At 67.9% G+C, this 15,158-nt stretch carries 24 protein-coding genes and 2 pseudogenes; 1 reads left to right on the forward strand and 25 read right to left on the reverse strand.

The annotated features are described in order from the left end of the window. Window positions 1-114: 114 nt before the first annotated feature. The 25 genes and pseudogenes from rplO to rpsL form a co-directional block, all read right to left on the reverse strand. The gene (gene rplO / locus AB0H83_RS03480; protein WP_360086124.1) at window positions 115-576 is read right to left on the reverse strand and encodes a 50S ribosomal protein L15; all 462 of its coding nucleotides are present in this window, start codon (window positions 574-576) and stop codon (window positions 115-117) included. A 4-nt stretch (window positions 577-580) separates the two neighbouring features. Next, window positions 581-763 carry a 50S ribosomal protein L30 gene (gene rpmD / locus AB0H83_RS03485; protein ID WP_033357651.1) on the reverse strand — a complete coding sequence of 61 codons (183 nt, stop codon included), beginning with the start codon at window positions 761-763 and terminating at the stop codon, window positions 581-583. A 1-nt stretch (window position 764) separates the two neighbouring features. Then, window positions 765-1,388, reverse strand: coding sequence for a 30S ribosomal protein S5 (gene rpsE / locus AB0H83_RS03490; protein ID WP_327008146.1), 624 nt, complete (start codon window positions 1,386-1,388; stop codon window positions 765-767). Window positions 1,389-1,402: 14 nt separating this feature from the next. Further along, entirely contained in the window at window positions 1,403-1,786 is a 384-nt protein-coding gene (gene rplR, locus AB0H83_RS03495; RefSeq protein WP_360086500.1) for a 50S ribosomal protein L18, read from the reverse strand. An 8-nt stretch (window positions 1,787-1,794) separates the two neighbouring features. After that, a complete protein-coding gene (rplF, locus tag AB0H83_RS03500) occupies window positions 1,795-2,337 on the reverse strand; it encodes a 50S ribosomal protein L6 (protein WP_360086128.1) in 543 nt (180 codons plus the stop codon). A 12-nt stretch (window positions 2,338-2,349) separates the two neighbouring features. Then, complete coding sequence (rpsH, locus tag AB0H83_RS03505; RefSeq protein WP_033357654.1) at window positions 2,350-2,757, reverse strand: 30S ribosomal protein S8; 408 nt, start codon at window positions 2,755-2,757, stop codon at window positions 2,350-2,352. 64 nt (window positions 2,758-2,821) lie between these two features. Further along, window positions 2,822-3,007, reverse strand: coding sequence for a type Z 30S ribosomal protein S14 (locus tag AB0H83_RS03510; RefSeq protein WP_033342853.1), 186 nt, complete (start codon window positions 3,005-3,007; stop codon window positions 2,822-2,824). A 12-nt stretch (window positions 3,008-3,019) separates the two neighbouring features. Beyond that, a complete protein-coding gene (rplE, locus tag AB0H83_RS03515) occupies window positions 3,020-3,583 on the reverse strand; it encodes a 50S ribosomal protein L5 (protein WP_033357655.1) in 564 nt (187 codons plus the stop codon). Next, window positions 3,583-3,897 (reverse strand): 50S ribosomal protein L24, encoded by a 315-nt coding sequence (rplX, locus tag AB0H83_RS03520; protein WP_033357656.1) that lies wholly within the window; start codon window positions 3,895-3,897, stop codon window positions 3,583-3,585. Before rplX ends, rplE begins: the two co-directional genes overlap by 1 nt. Window positions 3,898-3,899: 2 nt before the next feature. Beyond that, window positions 3,900-4,268, reverse strand: a complete 369-nt coding sequence (gene rplN / locus AB0H83_RS03525; protein ID WP_033357657.1) for a 50S ribosomal protein L14 — start codon at window positions 4,266-4,268, stop codon at window positions 3,900-3,902. 76 nt (window positions 4,269-4,344) lie between these two features. Beyond that, a complete protein-coding gene (gene rpsQ, locus AB0H83_RS03530; RefSeq protein WP_203845086.1) occupies window positions 4,345-4,626 on the reverse strand; it encodes a 30S ribosomal protein S17 in 282 nt (93 codons plus the stop codon). A gap of 2 nt (window positions 4,627-4,628) precedes the next feature. After that, the gene (rpmC, locus tag AB0H83_RS03535; RefSeq protein ID WP_033357659.1) at window positions 4,629-4,868 is read right to left on the reverse strand and encodes a 50S ribosomal protein L29; all 240 of its coding nucleotides are present in this window, start codon (window positions 4,866-4,868) and stop codon (window positions 4,629-4,631) included. Beyond that, complete coding sequence (gene rplP / locus AB0H83_RS03540) at window positions 4,868-5,293, reverse strand: 50S ribosomal protein L16 (protein WP_360086137.1); 426 nt, start codon at window positions 5,291-5,293, stop codon at window positions 4,868-4,870. The genes rpmC and rplP overlap by 1 nt, the downstream gene beginning before the upstream one ends. A 3-nt stretch (window positions 5,294-5,296) precedes the next feature. Beyond that, entirely contained in the window at window positions 5,297-6,142 is an 846-nt protein-coding gene (rpsC, locus tag AB0H83_RS03545; RefSeq protein WP_360086140.1) for a 30S ribosomal protein S3, read from the reverse strand. Window positions 6,143-6,258: 116 nt separating this feature from the next. Then, window positions 6,259-6,696 (reverse strand): annotated as a pseudogene (gene rplV, locus AB0H83_RS03550) (50S ribosomal protein L22); the annotation flags it as partial. A gap of 26 nt (window positions 6,697-6,722) precedes the next feature. Next, the gene (gene rpsS, locus AB0H83_RS03555) at window positions 6,723-7,004 is read right to left on the reverse strand and encodes a 30S ribosomal protein S19 (RefSeq protein WP_360086143.1); all 282 of its coding nucleotides are present in this window, start codon (window positions 7,002-7,004) and stop codon (window positions 6,723-6,725) included. Between the two features lie 12 nt (window positions 7,005-7,016). Further along, window positions 7,017-7,856, reverse strand: coding sequence for a 50S ribosomal protein L2 (gene rplB, locus AB0H83_RS03560; RefSeq protein WP_360086146.1), 840 nt, complete (start codon window positions 7,854-7,856; stop codon window positions 7,017-7,019). Window positions 7,857-7,868: 12 nt separating this feature from the next. After that, a complete protein-coding gene (gene rplW, locus AB0H83_RS03565) occupies window positions 7,869-8,171 on the reverse strand; it encodes a 50S ribosomal protein L23 (protein ID WP_033357665.1) in 303 nt (100 codons plus the stop codon). A 2-nt stretch (window positions 8,172-8,173) separates the two neighbouring features. Further along, the gene (gene rplD, locus AB0H83_RS03570; protein ID WP_360086150.1) at window positions 8,174-8,833 is read right to left on the reverse strand and encodes a 50S ribosomal protein L4; all 660 of its coding nucleotides are present in this window, start codon (window positions 8,831-8,833) and stop codon (window positions 8,174-8,176) included. Then, entirely contained in the window at window positions 8,830-9,501 is a 672-nt protein-coding gene (gene rplC, locus AB0H83_RS03575; protein WP_360086153.1) for a 50S ribosomal protein L3, read from the reverse strand. The genes rplD and rplC overlap by 4 nt, the downstream gene beginning before the upstream one ends. Window positions 9,502-9,512: 11 nt before the next feature. Next, entirely contained in the window at window positions 9,513-9,821 is a 309-nt protein-coding gene (gene rpsJ, locus AB0H83_RS03580; RefSeq protein ID WP_018347762.1) for a 30S ribosomal protein S10, read from the reverse strand. Between the two features lie 365 nt (window positions 9,822-10,186). Continuing rightward, window positions 10,187-11,380 (reverse strand): elongation factor Tu, encoded by a 1,194-nt coding sequence (tuf, locus tag AB0H83_RS03585; RefSeq protein WP_033357668.1) that lies wholly within the window; start codon window positions 11,378-11,380, stop codon window positions 10,187-10,189. 129 nt (window positions 11,381-11,509) lie between these two features. Then, entirely contained in the window at window positions 11,510-13,609 is a 2,100-nt protein-coding gene (gene fusA, locus AB0H83_RS03590) for an elongation factor G (protein WP_360086158.1), read from the reverse strand. A gap of 46 nt (window positions 13,610-13,655) precedes the next feature. Beyond that, complete coding sequence (rpsG, locus tag AB0H83_RS03595) at window positions 13,656-14,126, reverse strand: 30S ribosomal protein S7 (RefSeq protein WP_033357670.1); 471 nt, start codon at window positions 14,124-14,126, stop codon at window positions 13,656-13,658. A 1-nt stretch (window position 14,127) separates the two neighbouring features. Then, the gene (rpsL, locus tag AB0H83_RS03600; RefSeq protein ID WP_033357671.1) at window positions 14,128-14,502 is read right to left on the reverse strand and encodes a 30S ribosomal protein S12; all 375 of its coding nucleotides are present in this window, start codon (window positions 14,500-14,502) and stop codon (window positions 14,128-14,130) included. Between the two features lie 409 nt (window positions 14,503-14,911). On the opposite strand from rpsL, the pseudogene AB0H83_RS03605 reads away from it, so the two are divergent. Continuing rightward, window positions 14,912-15,158, forward strand: a pseudogene (locus AB0H83_RS03605) (hypothetical protein); the annotation flags it as partial.

Consider the following 15,158-nt stretch of genomic DNA (forward strand, 5'->3'; position numbering starts at 1 on the left):
AGCACATCACGCCCCGGCAATCCCTCAGCTTTTCAGGTAGTAGTGGGACCGATCCTTAGGCGCCGCGTGGCGCCCACCAAAACCACTCCGGTGGACGCCACGGTAGCGCGTTGTCTACTCAGCTGCGGAGCCGCCGAGCAGCGTGGCGGAGCCGCCCGCCGCTTCCAGCTTCTCGCGGGCCGTCGCGCTGAACTTGTGCGCGCTGACCTGCAGCTTCACTCCGCCGAGCTCCCCGTCGCCGAGGACCTTGACCAGCTCGCCCTTGCGGACGGCGCCGGCGTCGACGAGCTCGTCGACCCCGATGGTGCCGCCGTTGGGGAACAGCTCCGCGAGGCGGGCCAGGTTGACGACCTGGAACTCGATGCGGTTGCGGTTCTTGAAGCCCTTGAGCTTCGGCAGGCGCATGTGGAGGGGCATCTGCCCACCCTCGAACGCCGGCGAGATGTTCTTGCGGGCCTTGGAGCCCTTGGTACCACGACCGGCGGTCTTGCCCTTGGAGCCCTCACCGCGACCCACACGGGTCTTCGCGGTCTTGGCGCCCGGGGCGGGCCGCAGGTGGTGCAGCTTGATCGTCATCGGATTACTCCACCTCTTCCACGGTGACCAGGTGCGTCACGGTGTGGATCATGCCGCGGATCTCCGGACGGTCTTCCTTGACGACGACGTCGCGGATCCGCTTCAGGCCGAGCGAACGCAGCGTGTCGCGCTGGTTCTGCTTGGTGCCGATCTCGGACCGGATCTGAGTGACCTTCAGGCGAGCCATGTCACGCACCCGCCCCGGCACGCTGGGCCAGCATGGCCGCGGGCGCGACGTCTTCGACCGGCAGGCCGCGGCGCGCGGCCACCGCCTCCGGCGACTCGAGCTTCTTCAGCGCCGCCACCGTCGCGTGGACGATGTTGATCGCGTTGGAGGACCCGAGGCTCTTGGACAGGACATCGTGGATGCCCGCGCACTCCAGGACGGCGCGCACCGGGCCACCGGCGATGACACCGGTACCGGCGGAGGCCGGCTTGAGCAGCACGACGCCGGCGGCGTCCTCGCCGATCACCGGGTGCGGGATCGACGCCGCGATCCGCGGGACCTTGAAGAAGTGCTTCTTGGCCTCCTCGACACCCTTGGCGATGGCCGCGGGCACCTCCTTGGCCTTTCCGTAGCCGACGCCGACGGTGCCGTCGCCGTCGCCGACGATGACGAGGGCGGTGAAGCTGAAGCGCCGACCACCCTTGACGACCTTGGCGACTCGGTTGATCGCGACGACCCGCTCGAGGTGGGGGGTCTTCTCGGCGGGCGCGTTACCGCGGCCGCCGCCGTCGCGACGGTTCTCGCGACGGCCGCCACCTTCGGTGTTCCCACCGGACCCGCCGCCCCTGCGCTGAGGACCAGGCATGAACGTTCCCTTTCCTAGAATTCGAGTCCGGCTTCGCGGGCGGCGTCAGCCAGGGCCGCGATGCGGCCGGCGTAACGGTTTCCGCCACGGTCGAAGACGACCTTGCCGACACCCGCGGCCTTCGCCCGCTCGGCGAGCAGGGTGCCGACCTTGCCGGCCAGTGCCTTCTTGTCGCCGTCCGTGCCGCGGATGCTCGCGTCGAGCGTCGAGGCCGAGGCCAGCGTGTGGCCCTTGAGGTCGTCGACGATCTGCGCGGTGATGTTCCGCAGCGAGCGGGTGACGACCAGGCGGGGACGCTCGGCCGTGCCACTGACGTGCTTGCGGATGCGGAAGTGCCGGCGTGCGCGCCCGACTCGGCGCGCCGCGGCGGCGCCGCCTGCGTTGCGGCGCTTGAGCAGCGTGGCGCTCACTTCTTGCCTGCCTTTCCAGCCTTACGGCGGATGACCTCGCCCTGGTACCGCACGCCCTTGCCCTTGTACGGCTCCGGCGGGCGGATCTTGCGGATGTTGGCGGCGACCTCGCCCACCTGCTGCTTGTCGATGCCGGCGATGTGGAACAGCGTCGGCCGCTCGACGGTGAACGTGATGCCCGCGGGGGGCGTCACGACCACGGGGTGGGAGAACCCGAGCGCGAACTCCAGGTCGGAGCCTTTCGCGGTGACGCGGTAACCGGTGCCGGCGATCTCGAGGCTCTTACGGTAGCCCTCGGTGACGCCGATGACCATGTTCGCGATGAGCGTGCGGGACAGGCCGTGCAGTTCCTTGGCCTTGCGCTCGTCGTTGGGGCGCACCACGTTGAAGCTGCCGTCCTCGGCCTTCTCCACCGTGATCGGCTCGGCGAGGGTGTGGGACAGCTCGCCCTTGGGCCCCTTGACAGTGACGACCTGGCCGTCGACCTTCAGGTCGACGCCAGCGGGCACAGCGATGGGCTTACGTCCGATTCGAGACATTGTGGCTCTCCCTTACCAGACGTAGGCGAGGACTTCCCCGCCCACCCCTCGCTTGCGGGCCTGCCGGTCGGTGAGCAGCCCTTGGGACGTCGAGATGATGGCCACACCGAGGCCACCGAGCACGCGCGGCATCTCCACCGACTTCGCGTACACCCGCAGGCCGGGCTTCGAGACCCGGCGGATGCCGGCGAGGCTGCGCTCGCGGCTCTGGCCGTACTTGAGCTCAACGATCAGCGTCTTGCCGACCTTGCCCTCTTCCGGCTCCTGAACCTGCCACGAGGACACGTAGCCCTCGGACTTGAGCACCTCGGCGATGTTCGCCTTGATCTTCGAGTAGGGCATCGACACCCGGTCGTGGTACGCCTGGTTGGCGTTGCGCAGACGCGTCAGCATGTCTGCGATCGGGTCGGTCATGGTCATTGCTTTGTCAGCCTTTCTCGCCGTGGTTCCTCGCCACGTTGGGCGGGCCTACGGCGAAGGAGGATTACCAGGAGGCCTTGGAAACGCCGGGCAGCTCGCCGCGGTGCGCCATCTCGCGGATGCACACGCGGCACAGCCCGAACTTCCGGTACACGGCCTTGGGCCGGCCGCAGCGCTGGCAGCGGGTGTAGGCGCGGACCGCGAACTTGGGCTTCGCGGCGGCCTTGAGAATGAGGGCCTTCTTCGCCATCGGTCAGTTCTCCTAGTTCTCACGGAACGGGAAGCCGAGCAGCTTCAGCAGCGCGCGACCTTCCTCGTCCGTGCGAGCGGTGGTGACCACGGTGATGTCCATCCCTCGCGGCCGGTCGATACGGTCCTGGTCGATCTCGTGGAACACCGACTGCTCGGTGAGACCGAAGGTGTAGTTGCCGTTGCCGTCGAGCTTGCGCCCGTCCAGACCGCGGAAGTCGCGGATACGCGGCAGCGCGATCGACAGCAGGCGGTCGAGGAACTCCCACATGCGGTCGTTGCGGAGCGTGACCTTCGCGCCGATGGGCATGCCCTCACGCAGCTTGAACTGCGCGATGGACTTGGTCGCACGGCGGATCTGCGGCTTCTGGCCGGTGATCGTGGCGAGGTCGCGGACCGCACCGTCGATCAGCTTCGAGTCGCGGGCCGCCTCGCCGACGCCCATGTTGACGACGACCTTGACGACGCCCGGGATCTGCATCACGTTGTCGTACTTGAACTGCTCCTGCAGCTTGCCGGCGATCTCGTCGCGGTAGCGCTGCTTGAGGCGCGGGTTCACCTTGTCGACCGTCGTCATCACAGATCCTTACCGGAGCGACGCGACGTGCGGGTCTTGACGCCGTCCTCGTCGATGCGGGCACCGACACGGGTCGGCTTGTTGTCCGAGTCGATCACCATCACGTTCGAGACGTGGATCGCGGCTTCCTGCGTCACGATGCCACCGGTCTTCGAACCACGCTGGGTGGTGCGGATGCGGGTGTGCTTCTTGACGCGGTTGACGCCCTCGACGATGACCTTGTCCTCGCGCGGGAGGGCGGTGAGGACCTTGCCCCGGGTGCCCTTGTCCTTGCCCGCGATGACCAGGACGGTGTCGCCCTTTTTGACCTTCATGGTTACAACACCTCCGGCGCGAGCGAGATGATCTTCATGAAACGCTTGTCCCGGAGCTCACGCCCGACCGGGCCGAAGATGCGGGTACCACGGGGGTCACCGCCGTCCTTGATGATCACGGCGGCGTTCTCGTCGAACCGGATGTAGGACCCGTCCGGCCGGCGCCGCTCCTTGGTGGTCCGGACGACGACGGCCTTGACCACGTCACCCTTCTTCACCCCGGCGCCCGGAATGGCGTCCTTCACGGTGGCCACGATGATGTCGCCGATGCCTGCATAGCGGCGACCCGAGCCACCGAGCACACGGATGCACAGGATCTCCCGGGCACCCGTGTTGTCGGCGACGCGCAGCCGCGACTCCTGCTGAATCACGCTTGTCTCCTAATGTCTGCCAGTTCTCGGCACCGGGCCCGATGGAACCGGTGCCGAGCTTGGCGGAACGACGGCCTTACTTGGCCTTTTCGAGGATCTCCACGACCCGCCAGCGCTTGGTGGCGGACAGCGGCCGGGTCTCCATGAGCAGCACCCGGTCGCCGACACCACAGGCGTTCTGCTCGTCGTGCGCCTTGAGCTTGTTGGTGCGGCGCATGACCTTGCCGTACAGCGGGTGCTTGACCTGGTCCTCGACCGCCACGACGACGGTCTTGTTCATCTTGTCGCTGACCACCAGGCCCTCGCGGACCTTGCGGCGGCCGCGCACCTCGGTGCTCTCGGTCGTCTGCTCGCTCATGCTCATGCCACCTCAGCCACAGCGTCGGGCGCGACTGAGAGACCCAGCTCGCGCTCGCGCATGATCGTGTAGATCCGGGCGATGTCCTTGCGGATGATCTGCAACCGCCCGTGATTGTCCAGCTGGCCGGTGGCCGACTGGACGCGGAGGTTGAACAGCTCCGCCTTCGCTTCCCGAAGCTTCTCGACCAGGCTCTCGTCGGACAGCTCGCGCAGCTCGGTCGCCTTGATTCCGGCGGCCATCAGACATCAGCCCCTTCACGCGTGACGATCCGGCACTTCAGCGGAAGCTTGTGGATCGCGCGGCGCATTGCCTCGCGGGCGATCTGCTCGTTCGGGAACGACATCTCGAACAGGATCCGGCCCGGCTTGATGTTGGCCACCCACCACTCGGGGGAGCCCTTGCCGGAGCCCATGCGGGTCTCGGCCGGCTTCTTGGTGATGGAGCGGTCCGGGAAGATCGTGATCCAGACCTTGCCGCCACGACGGATGTGCCGGGTCATGGCGATACGGGCCGACTCGATCTGGCGGTTCGTGATGTACGCCGGCTCGAGCGCCTGGATACCGAACTCGCCGAAGACCACGCGGGTGCCGCCCTTGGCCGGGCCGTGCCGGTCCGGGTGGTGCGGCTTGCGGAAGCCCTTCGGGGGCTTACGAGGGATCAGCATTCGTCAGCCCTCCTGGGACGTCTCTGCCGGTGCCTGCTCGACCGGGGCGGCCTCGGGGGTCACCTCAGCGGCCTGGGCCGCGGCGGCGGCGCGGCCGGCCTCGGTCCCGCCGGCCGTCGTGCCGGAGGAGCCGGAACGCCCGCGACGCGGCCGCTCGGGCCGGTCGGTGCGCTCGCGACGGCCACCGCGCGGAGCGGCGGCCTCGGCCGGCGCCTCGCGACCCGGAACGGCGTCGCCCTTGTAGATCCAGACCTTCACGCCGATGCGGCCGAAGGTGGTACGGGCCTCGAAGAAGCCGTACTCGATGTTGGCCCGCAGCGAGTGCAGCGGCACGCGACCCTCACGGTAGAACTCCGTGCGGCTCATCTCGGCGCCGCCGAGGCGGCCGGAGACCTGCACCCGGATGCCCTTGACCAGCGGGTTCTTCATCGCCGACTGCATCGCCTTGCGCATGGCACGGCGGAAGCTGACCCGGCTGGACAGCTGCTCGGCCACGCCCTGCGCGACGAGCTGCGCGTCCGACTCGGGGCTCTTCACCTCAAGGATGTTGAGCTGCACCTGCTTGCCGGTGAGCTTCTCCAGCTCGGCGCGGATGCGGTCGGCCTCGGCACCCTTGCGGCCGATGACGATGCCCGGGCGGGCCGTGTGGATGTCCACGCGGACCCGGTCGCGGGTGCGCTCAATGTCGACCTTGGCGATGCCGGCGCGCTCAAGCCCCTTGGACATCATGCGGCGGATCTTGACGTCCTCCGCGATGTAGTCCTTGTAGAGCTTGTCGGCGTACCAGCGGGACTTCCAGTCGGTGCTGATGCCGAGCCGGAACCCGTGCGGGTGAACCTTCTGACCCATTACTCGGTCCCTTCCTCGGCGTCAGCCGGCTTGGCGGCCGCCTTCTCGGCCGGCGCCTTCTTCGCCGCGGTCTTCTTCGCGGGCGTCGACGTGGCCTCGTCGGTCTCGTCGGTCTCGTCCGGCTCGGCGGCGACGGCCTTGGCGGCCTTCGTCGCCTTGGCGACGCCGGCCTTGGCCGCGCGTGCCTGGCTCGCGGGAACGCTCTCGACCACGATCGTGATGTGGCTGGTGCGCTTGCGGATCCGGTACGCGCGACCCTGCGCCCGCGGCCGGAACCGCTTGAGCGTCGGGCCCTCGTCGACGTATGCCTCGGCGACCAGGAGCGAGTCCGGGTCGAGCCGCTCGTTGTTCTCTGCGTTGGCGATGGCGCTCGCGAGCACCTTGTAGACCGGCTCGCTCGCGGACTGCGGGGCGAACTGCAGCACCGTGAGTGCCTCACGCGCGGGCAGGCCGCGGACGAGGTTCACCACACGGCGCGCCTTCATCGGCGACACGCGCACGTGGCGCGCGATCGCCCGGGCACCGGGCAGCGCCGCCGCTGCTTTTGTTGACATCGGGAAATCCCCTTTAGTTGGCTGCCTTAGCGGCGGCGGCTCTTCCGGTCGTCCTTCTCGTGACCCTTGAAGGTGCGGGTCAGCGCGAACTCGCCGAGCTTGTGCCCGACCATCGCCTCCGTCACGAAGACGGGCACGTGCTTACGCCCGTCGTGGACGGCGATCGTGTGCCCGAGCATGTCGGGGATGATCGTCGACCGGCGCGACCAGGTCTTGATGACGTTCTTGGAGTTCTTGGCGTTCTGGACTTCCACCTTCTTGAGCAGGTGGTCGTCGATGAACGGGCCCTTCTTGAGGCTGCGAGGCATTGCTCAGGCTCCTTAGCCGCGCTTCCGGGTGGCGTAACGCCTACGGACGATGAGACGGTCGCTCGGCTGGCCCTTGCGCCGCGTGCGGCCCTCCGGCTTGCCCTTCGGGTTGACCGGGTGGCGACCACCCGAGGTCTTACCCTCACCACCACCGTGCGGGTGGTCGATGGGGTTCATCGCGACACCACGGACGGTCGGGCGCTTGCCCTTCCACCGCATGCGGCCGGCCTTGCCCCAGTTGATGTTCGACTGGTCGGCGTTGCCGATCTCGCCGATGGTGGCGCGGCACTGGACCTCGACGCGCCGGATCTCACCGGACGGCATGCGCAGCGTCGCGTACTGGCCCTCGCGGCCCAGCAGCTGGATGCCGACGCCGGCCGAGCGGGCCAGCTTGGCACCGCCGCCCGGGCGCAGCTCCACCGCGTGGACGGTGGTGCCGACCGGGATGTTGCGCAGCGGCAGGTTGTTGCCCGGCTTGATGTCGGCGCCGACACCGGCCTCGACCCGGTCGCCCTGCTTCAGGTCCTTCGGCGCGATGATGTAGCGCTTCTCGCCGTCGGCGTAGTGCAGCAGCGCGATCCGCGCGGTCCGGTTGGGGTCGTACTCGATGTGCGCGACCTTGGCGGGGATGCCGTCCTTGTCCGCGCGACGGAAGTCGATCAGCCGGTACTGGCGCTTGTGGCCGCCGCCCTGGTGGCGCGCGGTGACGCGGCCGTGGACGTTGCGTCCGCCCTTGTTCGGCAGCGGGACGAGCAGCGACTTCTCGGGCGTCGATCGGGTGATCTCGGCGAAGTCGGCGACGCTCGAACCACGACGACCCGGGGTCGTCGGCTTGTATTTACGGATAGCCATCGTCTATACCCCTCAGCTGACCGGTCCGCCGAAGGCTTCGATCCGGTCACCCTCGGCGAGCTTGACCATCGCCCGCTTCGTGTCCTTGCGCTTGCCCCAACCCGTGCGGGTCCGCTTGCGCTTGCCTTCGCGGTTGATGGTGTTGACCGACAGGACGCGGACGTTGAAGATCTGCTGGATCGCGATCTTGATCTCGGTCTTGTTCGCGTCCGGGTGCACCAGGAACGTGTACCAGTTGCGGTTGAGCTCGCTGTAGCTCTTCTCAGAGACCACCGGCTGGATGATCACGTCGCGTGGATCGGCGATCGTCGCCATGATCAGACCTCCTCAGTGGTCTCGTCGGCACCGGCCGCGGCCGGCACGCCGAGGAACTCGTTGAGCGCCGCGGTCGTGAAGACGACCTGGTCGGCGACGAGCACGTCGTGCGTGTTGAGCTGGTCGGCGACCAGGAGGTGCACCGACTGCTCGTTGCGCAGGCTCAGCCAGTTGGCCTCGTCGTCGCGCGGGAGGACCACGAGGACGCGGCGCGCGTCGGTGATGCCGCGCAGCACCTTGAGGGCGTCCTTGGTCCTCGGGGTGTCGCCGTCGATGAAGCTCTCCACGACGTGGATGCGACCCTCGCGGGCCCGGTCGGAGAGGGCGCCACGCAGGGCGGCGGCCTTCATCTTCTTGTTCACCCGCTGGGTGTAGTCACGCGGCACGGGGCCGTGCGTGACGCCACCGCCGGTGAACTGCGGCGCACGGATCGAGCCCTGGCGGGCGCGGCCCGTGCCCTTCTGCTTGTAGGGCTTCTTGCCGCCGCCGGACACCTCGCCCCGCGTCTTGACCTTGTGCGTGCCCTGGCGGGCCGCGGCCAGCTGCGCGACGACGACCTGGTGCAGCAGCGGGATGCTGGCCTGCGCGTCGAAGATCTCGTCCGGCAGCTCGACGGTGCCGTTGGTGGCGCCGTCGACCGTCTTGATGTCAACGGTGGTCACTTGGTGATCCCACCCTTCTGCGCCTTGACCGCGACCTTGGCGGCGCTCCGCAGCAGCACGAGGCTGCCCTTCGGGCCGGGGACCGCGCCCTTGATGAGGATCAGGCCCTGCTCCAGCTCGACCGCCTGGACGGTGAGGTTCTGCACGGTGAAGCGGGCGCCACCCATGCGGCCGGCCATCTTGACGCCCTTGAAGACGCGACCCGGGGTCGCGCAGGCGCCGATCGAGCCGGGCGAGCGGTGCTTGCGCTCGACACCGTGGCTGGCACGCAGGCCGTGGAAGCCGTGCCGCTTCATGACACCGGCGTAGCCCTTGCCCTTGGTGCGGCCGGTGACGTCGATGCGCTGGCCGGCGGTGAAGCTGTCGGCCGTGATCTCCTGGCCGAGCGTGTACTCGCCGGCGTCGGTGGTCCGCAGCTCCACGATGTGGCGACGGGGCGCGACGTCCGCCTTGGCGAAGTGGCCCGACCGCGGCTTGTTGACCTTGCGCGGGTCGATCTGGCCCCACGCGAGCTGGACCGCGGAGTAACCGTCGTTGTCAGCCGTGCGCACCTGGGTCACGACGCACGGGCCGGCCTGCACCACGGTCACCGGGACGACCTTGCCGTTGTCCCAGATCTGGGTCATGCCGAGCTTCTCACCCAGGATGCCCTTGACTTGCCTGTCCATAAGTCCGGTCCCTACAGCTTGATCTCGATGTCGACACCAGCCGGCAGGTCGAGCCGCATGAGCGAGTCAACCGTCTTCGGGGTCGGGTCGATGATGTCGATCAGACGCTTGTGCGTGCGCATCTCGAAGTGCTCGCGCGAGTCCTTGTACTTGTGCGGCGAGCGGATCACGCAGTAGCGGTTGATCTCAGTGGGCAGCGGCACCGGCCCAGCGACCTGAGCCCCGGTGCGCGTGACCGTCTCGACGATCTTCCGCGCCGAGGAGTCGACGACCTCGTGGTCGTAGGCCTTGAGCCGGATGCGGATCTTCTGTCCCGCCATGGTGGCTTCAGTTCCCTCTCTCATGCGAGGTCTCTCGACCTCGCGGAACCCCGAAGGGTCCGGTGCCGCCTATTTGGTTTGTCCGACCCCCGCGGTCGGGCGTGTCGCGGCCAAGGGCCAGGCTCCGCCGCCGACGTCCTTCTCAGGACCGCTGGTGGCTGTGGAGACCTACCCCAGGGCGTGCCACGCCCGGATCGCGGAGGTGAGCGCCAGCCACAGGACTGACGCCGCGCGGAAGCGGCCGAGACTTCTCCGGGAGCTGCCGATATGGCAACTGTATTGAGCAGTCTCGACCGCCCCGCGACGCAACCCGACCATTATGCCGCACGACGTGCGACAAAGTGAAATCGGGGTGCCTCAGGTCGTTACTTGAGGATCTTCGTCACACGGCCGGCGCCGACGGTGCGGCCACCCTCGCGGATCGCGAAGCGGAGGTTCTCCTCCATGGCGATCGGCTGGATGAGCTGCACGGTCATGCCGGTGTTGTCGCCGGGCATGACCATCTCGGTGCCCTCGGGCAGCGTGACGACGCCGGTGACGTCCGTGGTGCGGAAGTAGAACTGCGGACGGTAGTTCTGGAAGAACGGGGTGTGCCGGCCACCCTCCTCCTTGGAGAGGATGTAGACGGTCGCCTCGAACTCGGTGTGCGGGGTGTTGCTACCCGGCTTCACCACGACCATGCCGCGCTCGACGTCCTCGCGCTTGATACCACGCAGGAGCAGACCGACGTTCTCGCCGGCGCGCGCCTCGTCGAGGATCTTGCGGAACATCTCGATCGCCGTGCAGGTGGTCTTCATCGACTTGGCCTTGATGCCAACGATCTCGACCTCCTCGTTCGGCTTGAGGATGCCACGCTCGACACGACCGGTGACGACCGTGCCACGACCGGTGATCGTGAAGACGTCCTCGACGGGCATGAGGAACGGCTTCTCGGTCTCACGCTCGGGCTGCGGGATCGCGCTGTCCACGGCGCTCATGAGCTCCATGAGGGCGTCCGACCACTTCGGGTCGCCCTCGAGGGCCTTGAGGGCCGAGACGCGCACGACCGGAGCGTCGTCGCCCGGGAACTCCTGGCTCGACAGCAGCTCACGGACCTCGAGCTCGACGAGCTCCAGGAGCTCCTCGTCCTCGACCATGTCGCTCTTGTTCAGCGCCACCACGATGTAGGGGACGCCGACCTGGCGGGCCAGCAGCACGTGCTCGCGGGTCTGCGGCATCGGGCCGTCGGTCGCGGCGACCACCAGGATCGCGCCGTCCATCTGCGCGGCACCGGTGATCATGTTCTTGATGTAGTCGGCGTGGCCCGGGCAGTCAACGTGGGCGTAGTGCCGGTTCTCGGTCTGGTACTCGACGTGCGCGATCGAGATCGTGATGCCGCGGGCCTTCTCCTCCGGCGCCTTGTCGATCTCGTCGAACGGGGTGTAGGGGTTCACGTCCGGCATGCGGTCGTGCAGCACCTTGGTAATGGCCGCCGTCAGCGTCGTCTTCCCGTGGTCGATGTGACCGATGGTGCCGATGTTGACGTGCGGCTTAGTCCGCTCGAACTTCGCCTTCGCCACTGGTGTCCTCCTGTGGACTTCTGGTTCGCGGTGCGTCGACGCCTGAAGCGTCGACGCACCCTGTCGACTTGGGTCTGGCGGCTGAAGCCTCAGGCCCGCTGATGCAGCCTCGCGGCCGCGGACCGGGAACTACTCCCCGGTCGCCTTCGCGATGATCTCCTTGGCGACGTTCGCGGGAACCTCGGCGTAGGAGTCGAACTGCATCGAGTAGCTCGCCCGGCCCTGGGTCTTCGACCGCAGGTCGCCGACGTAGCCGAACATTTCCGACAACGGCACCGTGGCGCGGACGACACGGGCACCGCCGCGCTCTTCCATCGCCTGGATGGTGCCGCGCCGGGAGTTGAGGTCGCCGATGACGTCACCCATGTTCTCTTCCGGGGTGGTGACCTCGACGGCCATCAACGGCTCGAGGAGGGCCGGAGAGGCCTTGCGGGCCGCCTCCTTCATCACCATCGAACCAGCGATCTTGAATGCCATTTCCGACGAGTCGACCTCGTGGTACTGCCCGTCGAGCAGCGTCAGCTTGACGCCGACCATCGGGTACCCCGCGAGGACGCCGTACTGCATCGCGTCTTGGGCGCCGGCGTCCACCGAAGGGATGAACTCCTTCGGGATGCGGCCGCCCGAGACCTCGTTGACGAACTCGTACGTAGGGCCGTCCGCCGTCATCTCGAGCGGCTCGAGCTTGACGATGACCTTCGCGTACTGGCCGGAGCCACCGGTCTGCTTCTTGTGCACGTAGTCGATCTTGTCGACGGTGCCCTTGATCGTCTCGCGGTAGGCCACCTGCGGCTTGCCGATGTTGGCCTCGACGCTGAACTCCCGGCGCATCCGGTCGACCAGGATGTCGAGGTGCAGCTCGCCCATGCCGGCGATGATGGTCTGGCCGGTCTCCTCGTCGTTCTTGACGCGGAAGGTCGGGTCCTCCTCGGCCAGGCGCTGGATGGCGGTGCCCAGCTTCTCCTGGTCGGCCTTGCTCTTCGGCTCGATCGCGACCTGGATGACCGGCTCCGGGAACGTCATCGACTCCAGGATGACCGGGCTGGCCGGGTCGCAGAGCGTGTCACCCGTGGTGGTCTGCTTGAGACCCTGCACGGCGATGATGTCACCCGCCTGGGCGCTGGGCCGCTCCTCACGCTTGTTCGCGTGCATCTGGTAGATCTTGCCGATCCGCTCCTTGCGGTCCTTGGTGGAGTTGACCACCTGGGAGCCGGAGTCGAGCGTGCCGGAGTAGATGCGCACGTAGGTGAGCTTGCCGAGGTGCTTGTCCGTCTGGATCTTGAAGGCCAGGCCGGAGAAGGGCTCGCTGTTGGAGGGCTTGCGCTGCATCGGCGTCTCGCCGTCGGTCGCCACACCCTCGACGGCCGGGATGTCCAGCGGCGAGGGCAGGAAGTCGACGACGGCGTCGAGCATGGGCTGGACGCCCTTGTTCTTGAACGCCGAGCCGCACACGACCGGGTTGAGCTTGCCGGCGATGGTCGCCCGGCGGATCGCGGCCTTGAGCTCCTTGACGTCGAACGTGTCGCCGTCGAGGTAGCGGACCATGATGTCGTCGTCGGTCTCGGCGAGCGTCTCCAGGAGCTTGTCCCGGTACTCGTTCGCCTGGTCGACGAGATCCGCGGGGATCTCCTCGATGGCGTAGTCCTCGCCCTTCTGGGTCTCGCCGCGCCAGGTCAGCGCGCGCATCTCCAGCAGGTCGACGACACCGATGTGGTCGCCTTCCAGGCCGATCGGGATCTGCAGCACCAGCGGGGTGGCGTTGAGCCGGTCGACCATCATCTGCACGCAGCGGAAGAAGTCGGCCCCGGTGCGGTCCAGCTTGTTGACGAAGCACATACGCGGGACGTTGTACTTGTCGGCCTGCCGCCAGACGTTCTCGGTCTGCGGCTCCACGCCGGCGACGCCGTCGTAGACCGCCACGGCGCCGTCCAGGACCCGCAGCGACCGCTCGACCTCGACCGTGAAGTCGACGTGGCCGGGCGTGTCGATGATCTGGATGACGTGGCCCTTCCACTCGCACTTCGTGGCGGCAGAGGTGATGGTGATGCCCCGCTCCTGCTCCTGCTCCATCCAGTCCATGACGGCTGCGCCCTCGTGAACCTCACCGATCTTGTACGTGATACCGGTGTAGAACAGGATGCGCTCAGTCGTCGTCGTTTTACCGGCGTCGATGTGCGCCATGATGCCGATGTTGCGGACCTTGGCGAGGGCAGCGTCTGCGGCAGCCACTTCGAATCCCTACTTCGCTCTCGTCGGATTGCTGGAAAAGCGTCGCTTACCAGCGGTAGTGCGCGAAGGCCTTGTTGGACTCCGCCATCTTGTGGGTGTCTTCGCGGCGCTTGACCGAGGCACCGAGCCCGTTGCTGGCGTCCAACAGCTCGTTCATGAGCCGCTCCACCATGGTCTTCTCACGACGGGCACGCGAGTAGGTGACCAGCCAGCGCAGGCCCAGCGTCGTCGCCCGGGGAGGGCGCACCTCGACCGGCACCTGGTAGGTCGCGCCACCGACGCGGCGGCTGCGGACCTCGAGGGTCGGCTTGACGTTGTCCATCGCGCGCTTCAGCGTGACGACGGGGTCGGTGCCTGACTTCTCCCGGCAACCCTCGAGGGCGCTGTAAACAACGCGCTCGGCGAGCTGGCGCTTGCCCTCGACCAGGATCTTGTTGATCAGCTGGGTGACGAGCAGGGAGTTGTAGACCGGGTCCGCCACCAGGGGCCGGCGCGGCGCGGGGCCTTTACGCGGCATGTCAGCTCTTCTCCTTCTTCGCGCCGTACCGGCTGCGAGCCTGCTTGCGGTTGCGGACACCCTGGGTGTCCAGCGAACCACGGATGATCTTGTACCGGACGCCGGGGAGGTCCTTCACACGGCCACCGCGGACCAGCACGATCGAGTGCTCCTGAAGGTTGTGACCGACACCGGGGATGTAGGCCGTCACCTCGATACCGTTGCTCAGTCGCACGCGGGCCACCTTGCGCAGCGCCGAGTTCGGCTTCTTCGGCGTGGTGGTGTACACACGCGTGCAGACGCCACGCCGCTGCGGGCTGCCCTTGAGCGCCGGCGTCTTGGTCTTGCTCAGCTTCGCCTGGCGGCCCTTGCGGACCAGCTGCTGGATCGTAGGCACTGGGCCTGTCTCCCTTCGGCCTCGCGGCCGCACGTCTTCTTCTTCGCTGTCTCCACGGCGTGACCGGCACCCGCGGTCGGGCGTGTCGCCCGCCGCGCGAACCCGGCCCAAGAAGTGCCAACCGGGTTTCGCGGTTTGCATCCACCCCTCAACCCGCGGAGGCGGGCCGTTGTGGACGCACGCACGAGTTGCCCGGCAAAGCCGGGCACGAGGGGAAAGAGTACCCACCGTGAGGACGCTGGTCAAAATCGACGGCTCGGCCCCATGAAGGAACACTCTTCACACCAAGAGTACCTGGTGTCCGATCGGAACATCGCCGGGGTCGCATCATCGGTGTCGGCGCTGCTCAGCCGGGCGCCGTGGCCGGTCGCGGGCCGCGCCGCCGCCGGCGGGGCAGCGGGTGACAGCCGTGGCCGTCGGGGCGTGCCGTGGGTGGCTCCAGCGTGGTTCAGGCAATGCCGGACGGCCGTGCGCTGGCACGGCGGCCGGCGGCTCCATCGCGGCGGCGAAAACCAGGCCGGCGAGCGGCGGCGCCACGGCCGCCGATGGCTATACGAAGGCCAGGCCGGCGAGCGGCGGCGCCACGGCCGCCGATGGCTATACGAAGGCCAGGCCGGCGAGCGGCGGCGCCACGGCCGCCGATGGCTATACGAAGG

Origin of the sequence: Dactylosporangium sp. NPDC050688, from assembly GCF_040654515.1 — a bacterium.
Classification (GTDB): Bacteria; Actinomycetota; Actinomycetes; order Mycobacteriales; family Micromonosporaceae; genus Dactylosporangium.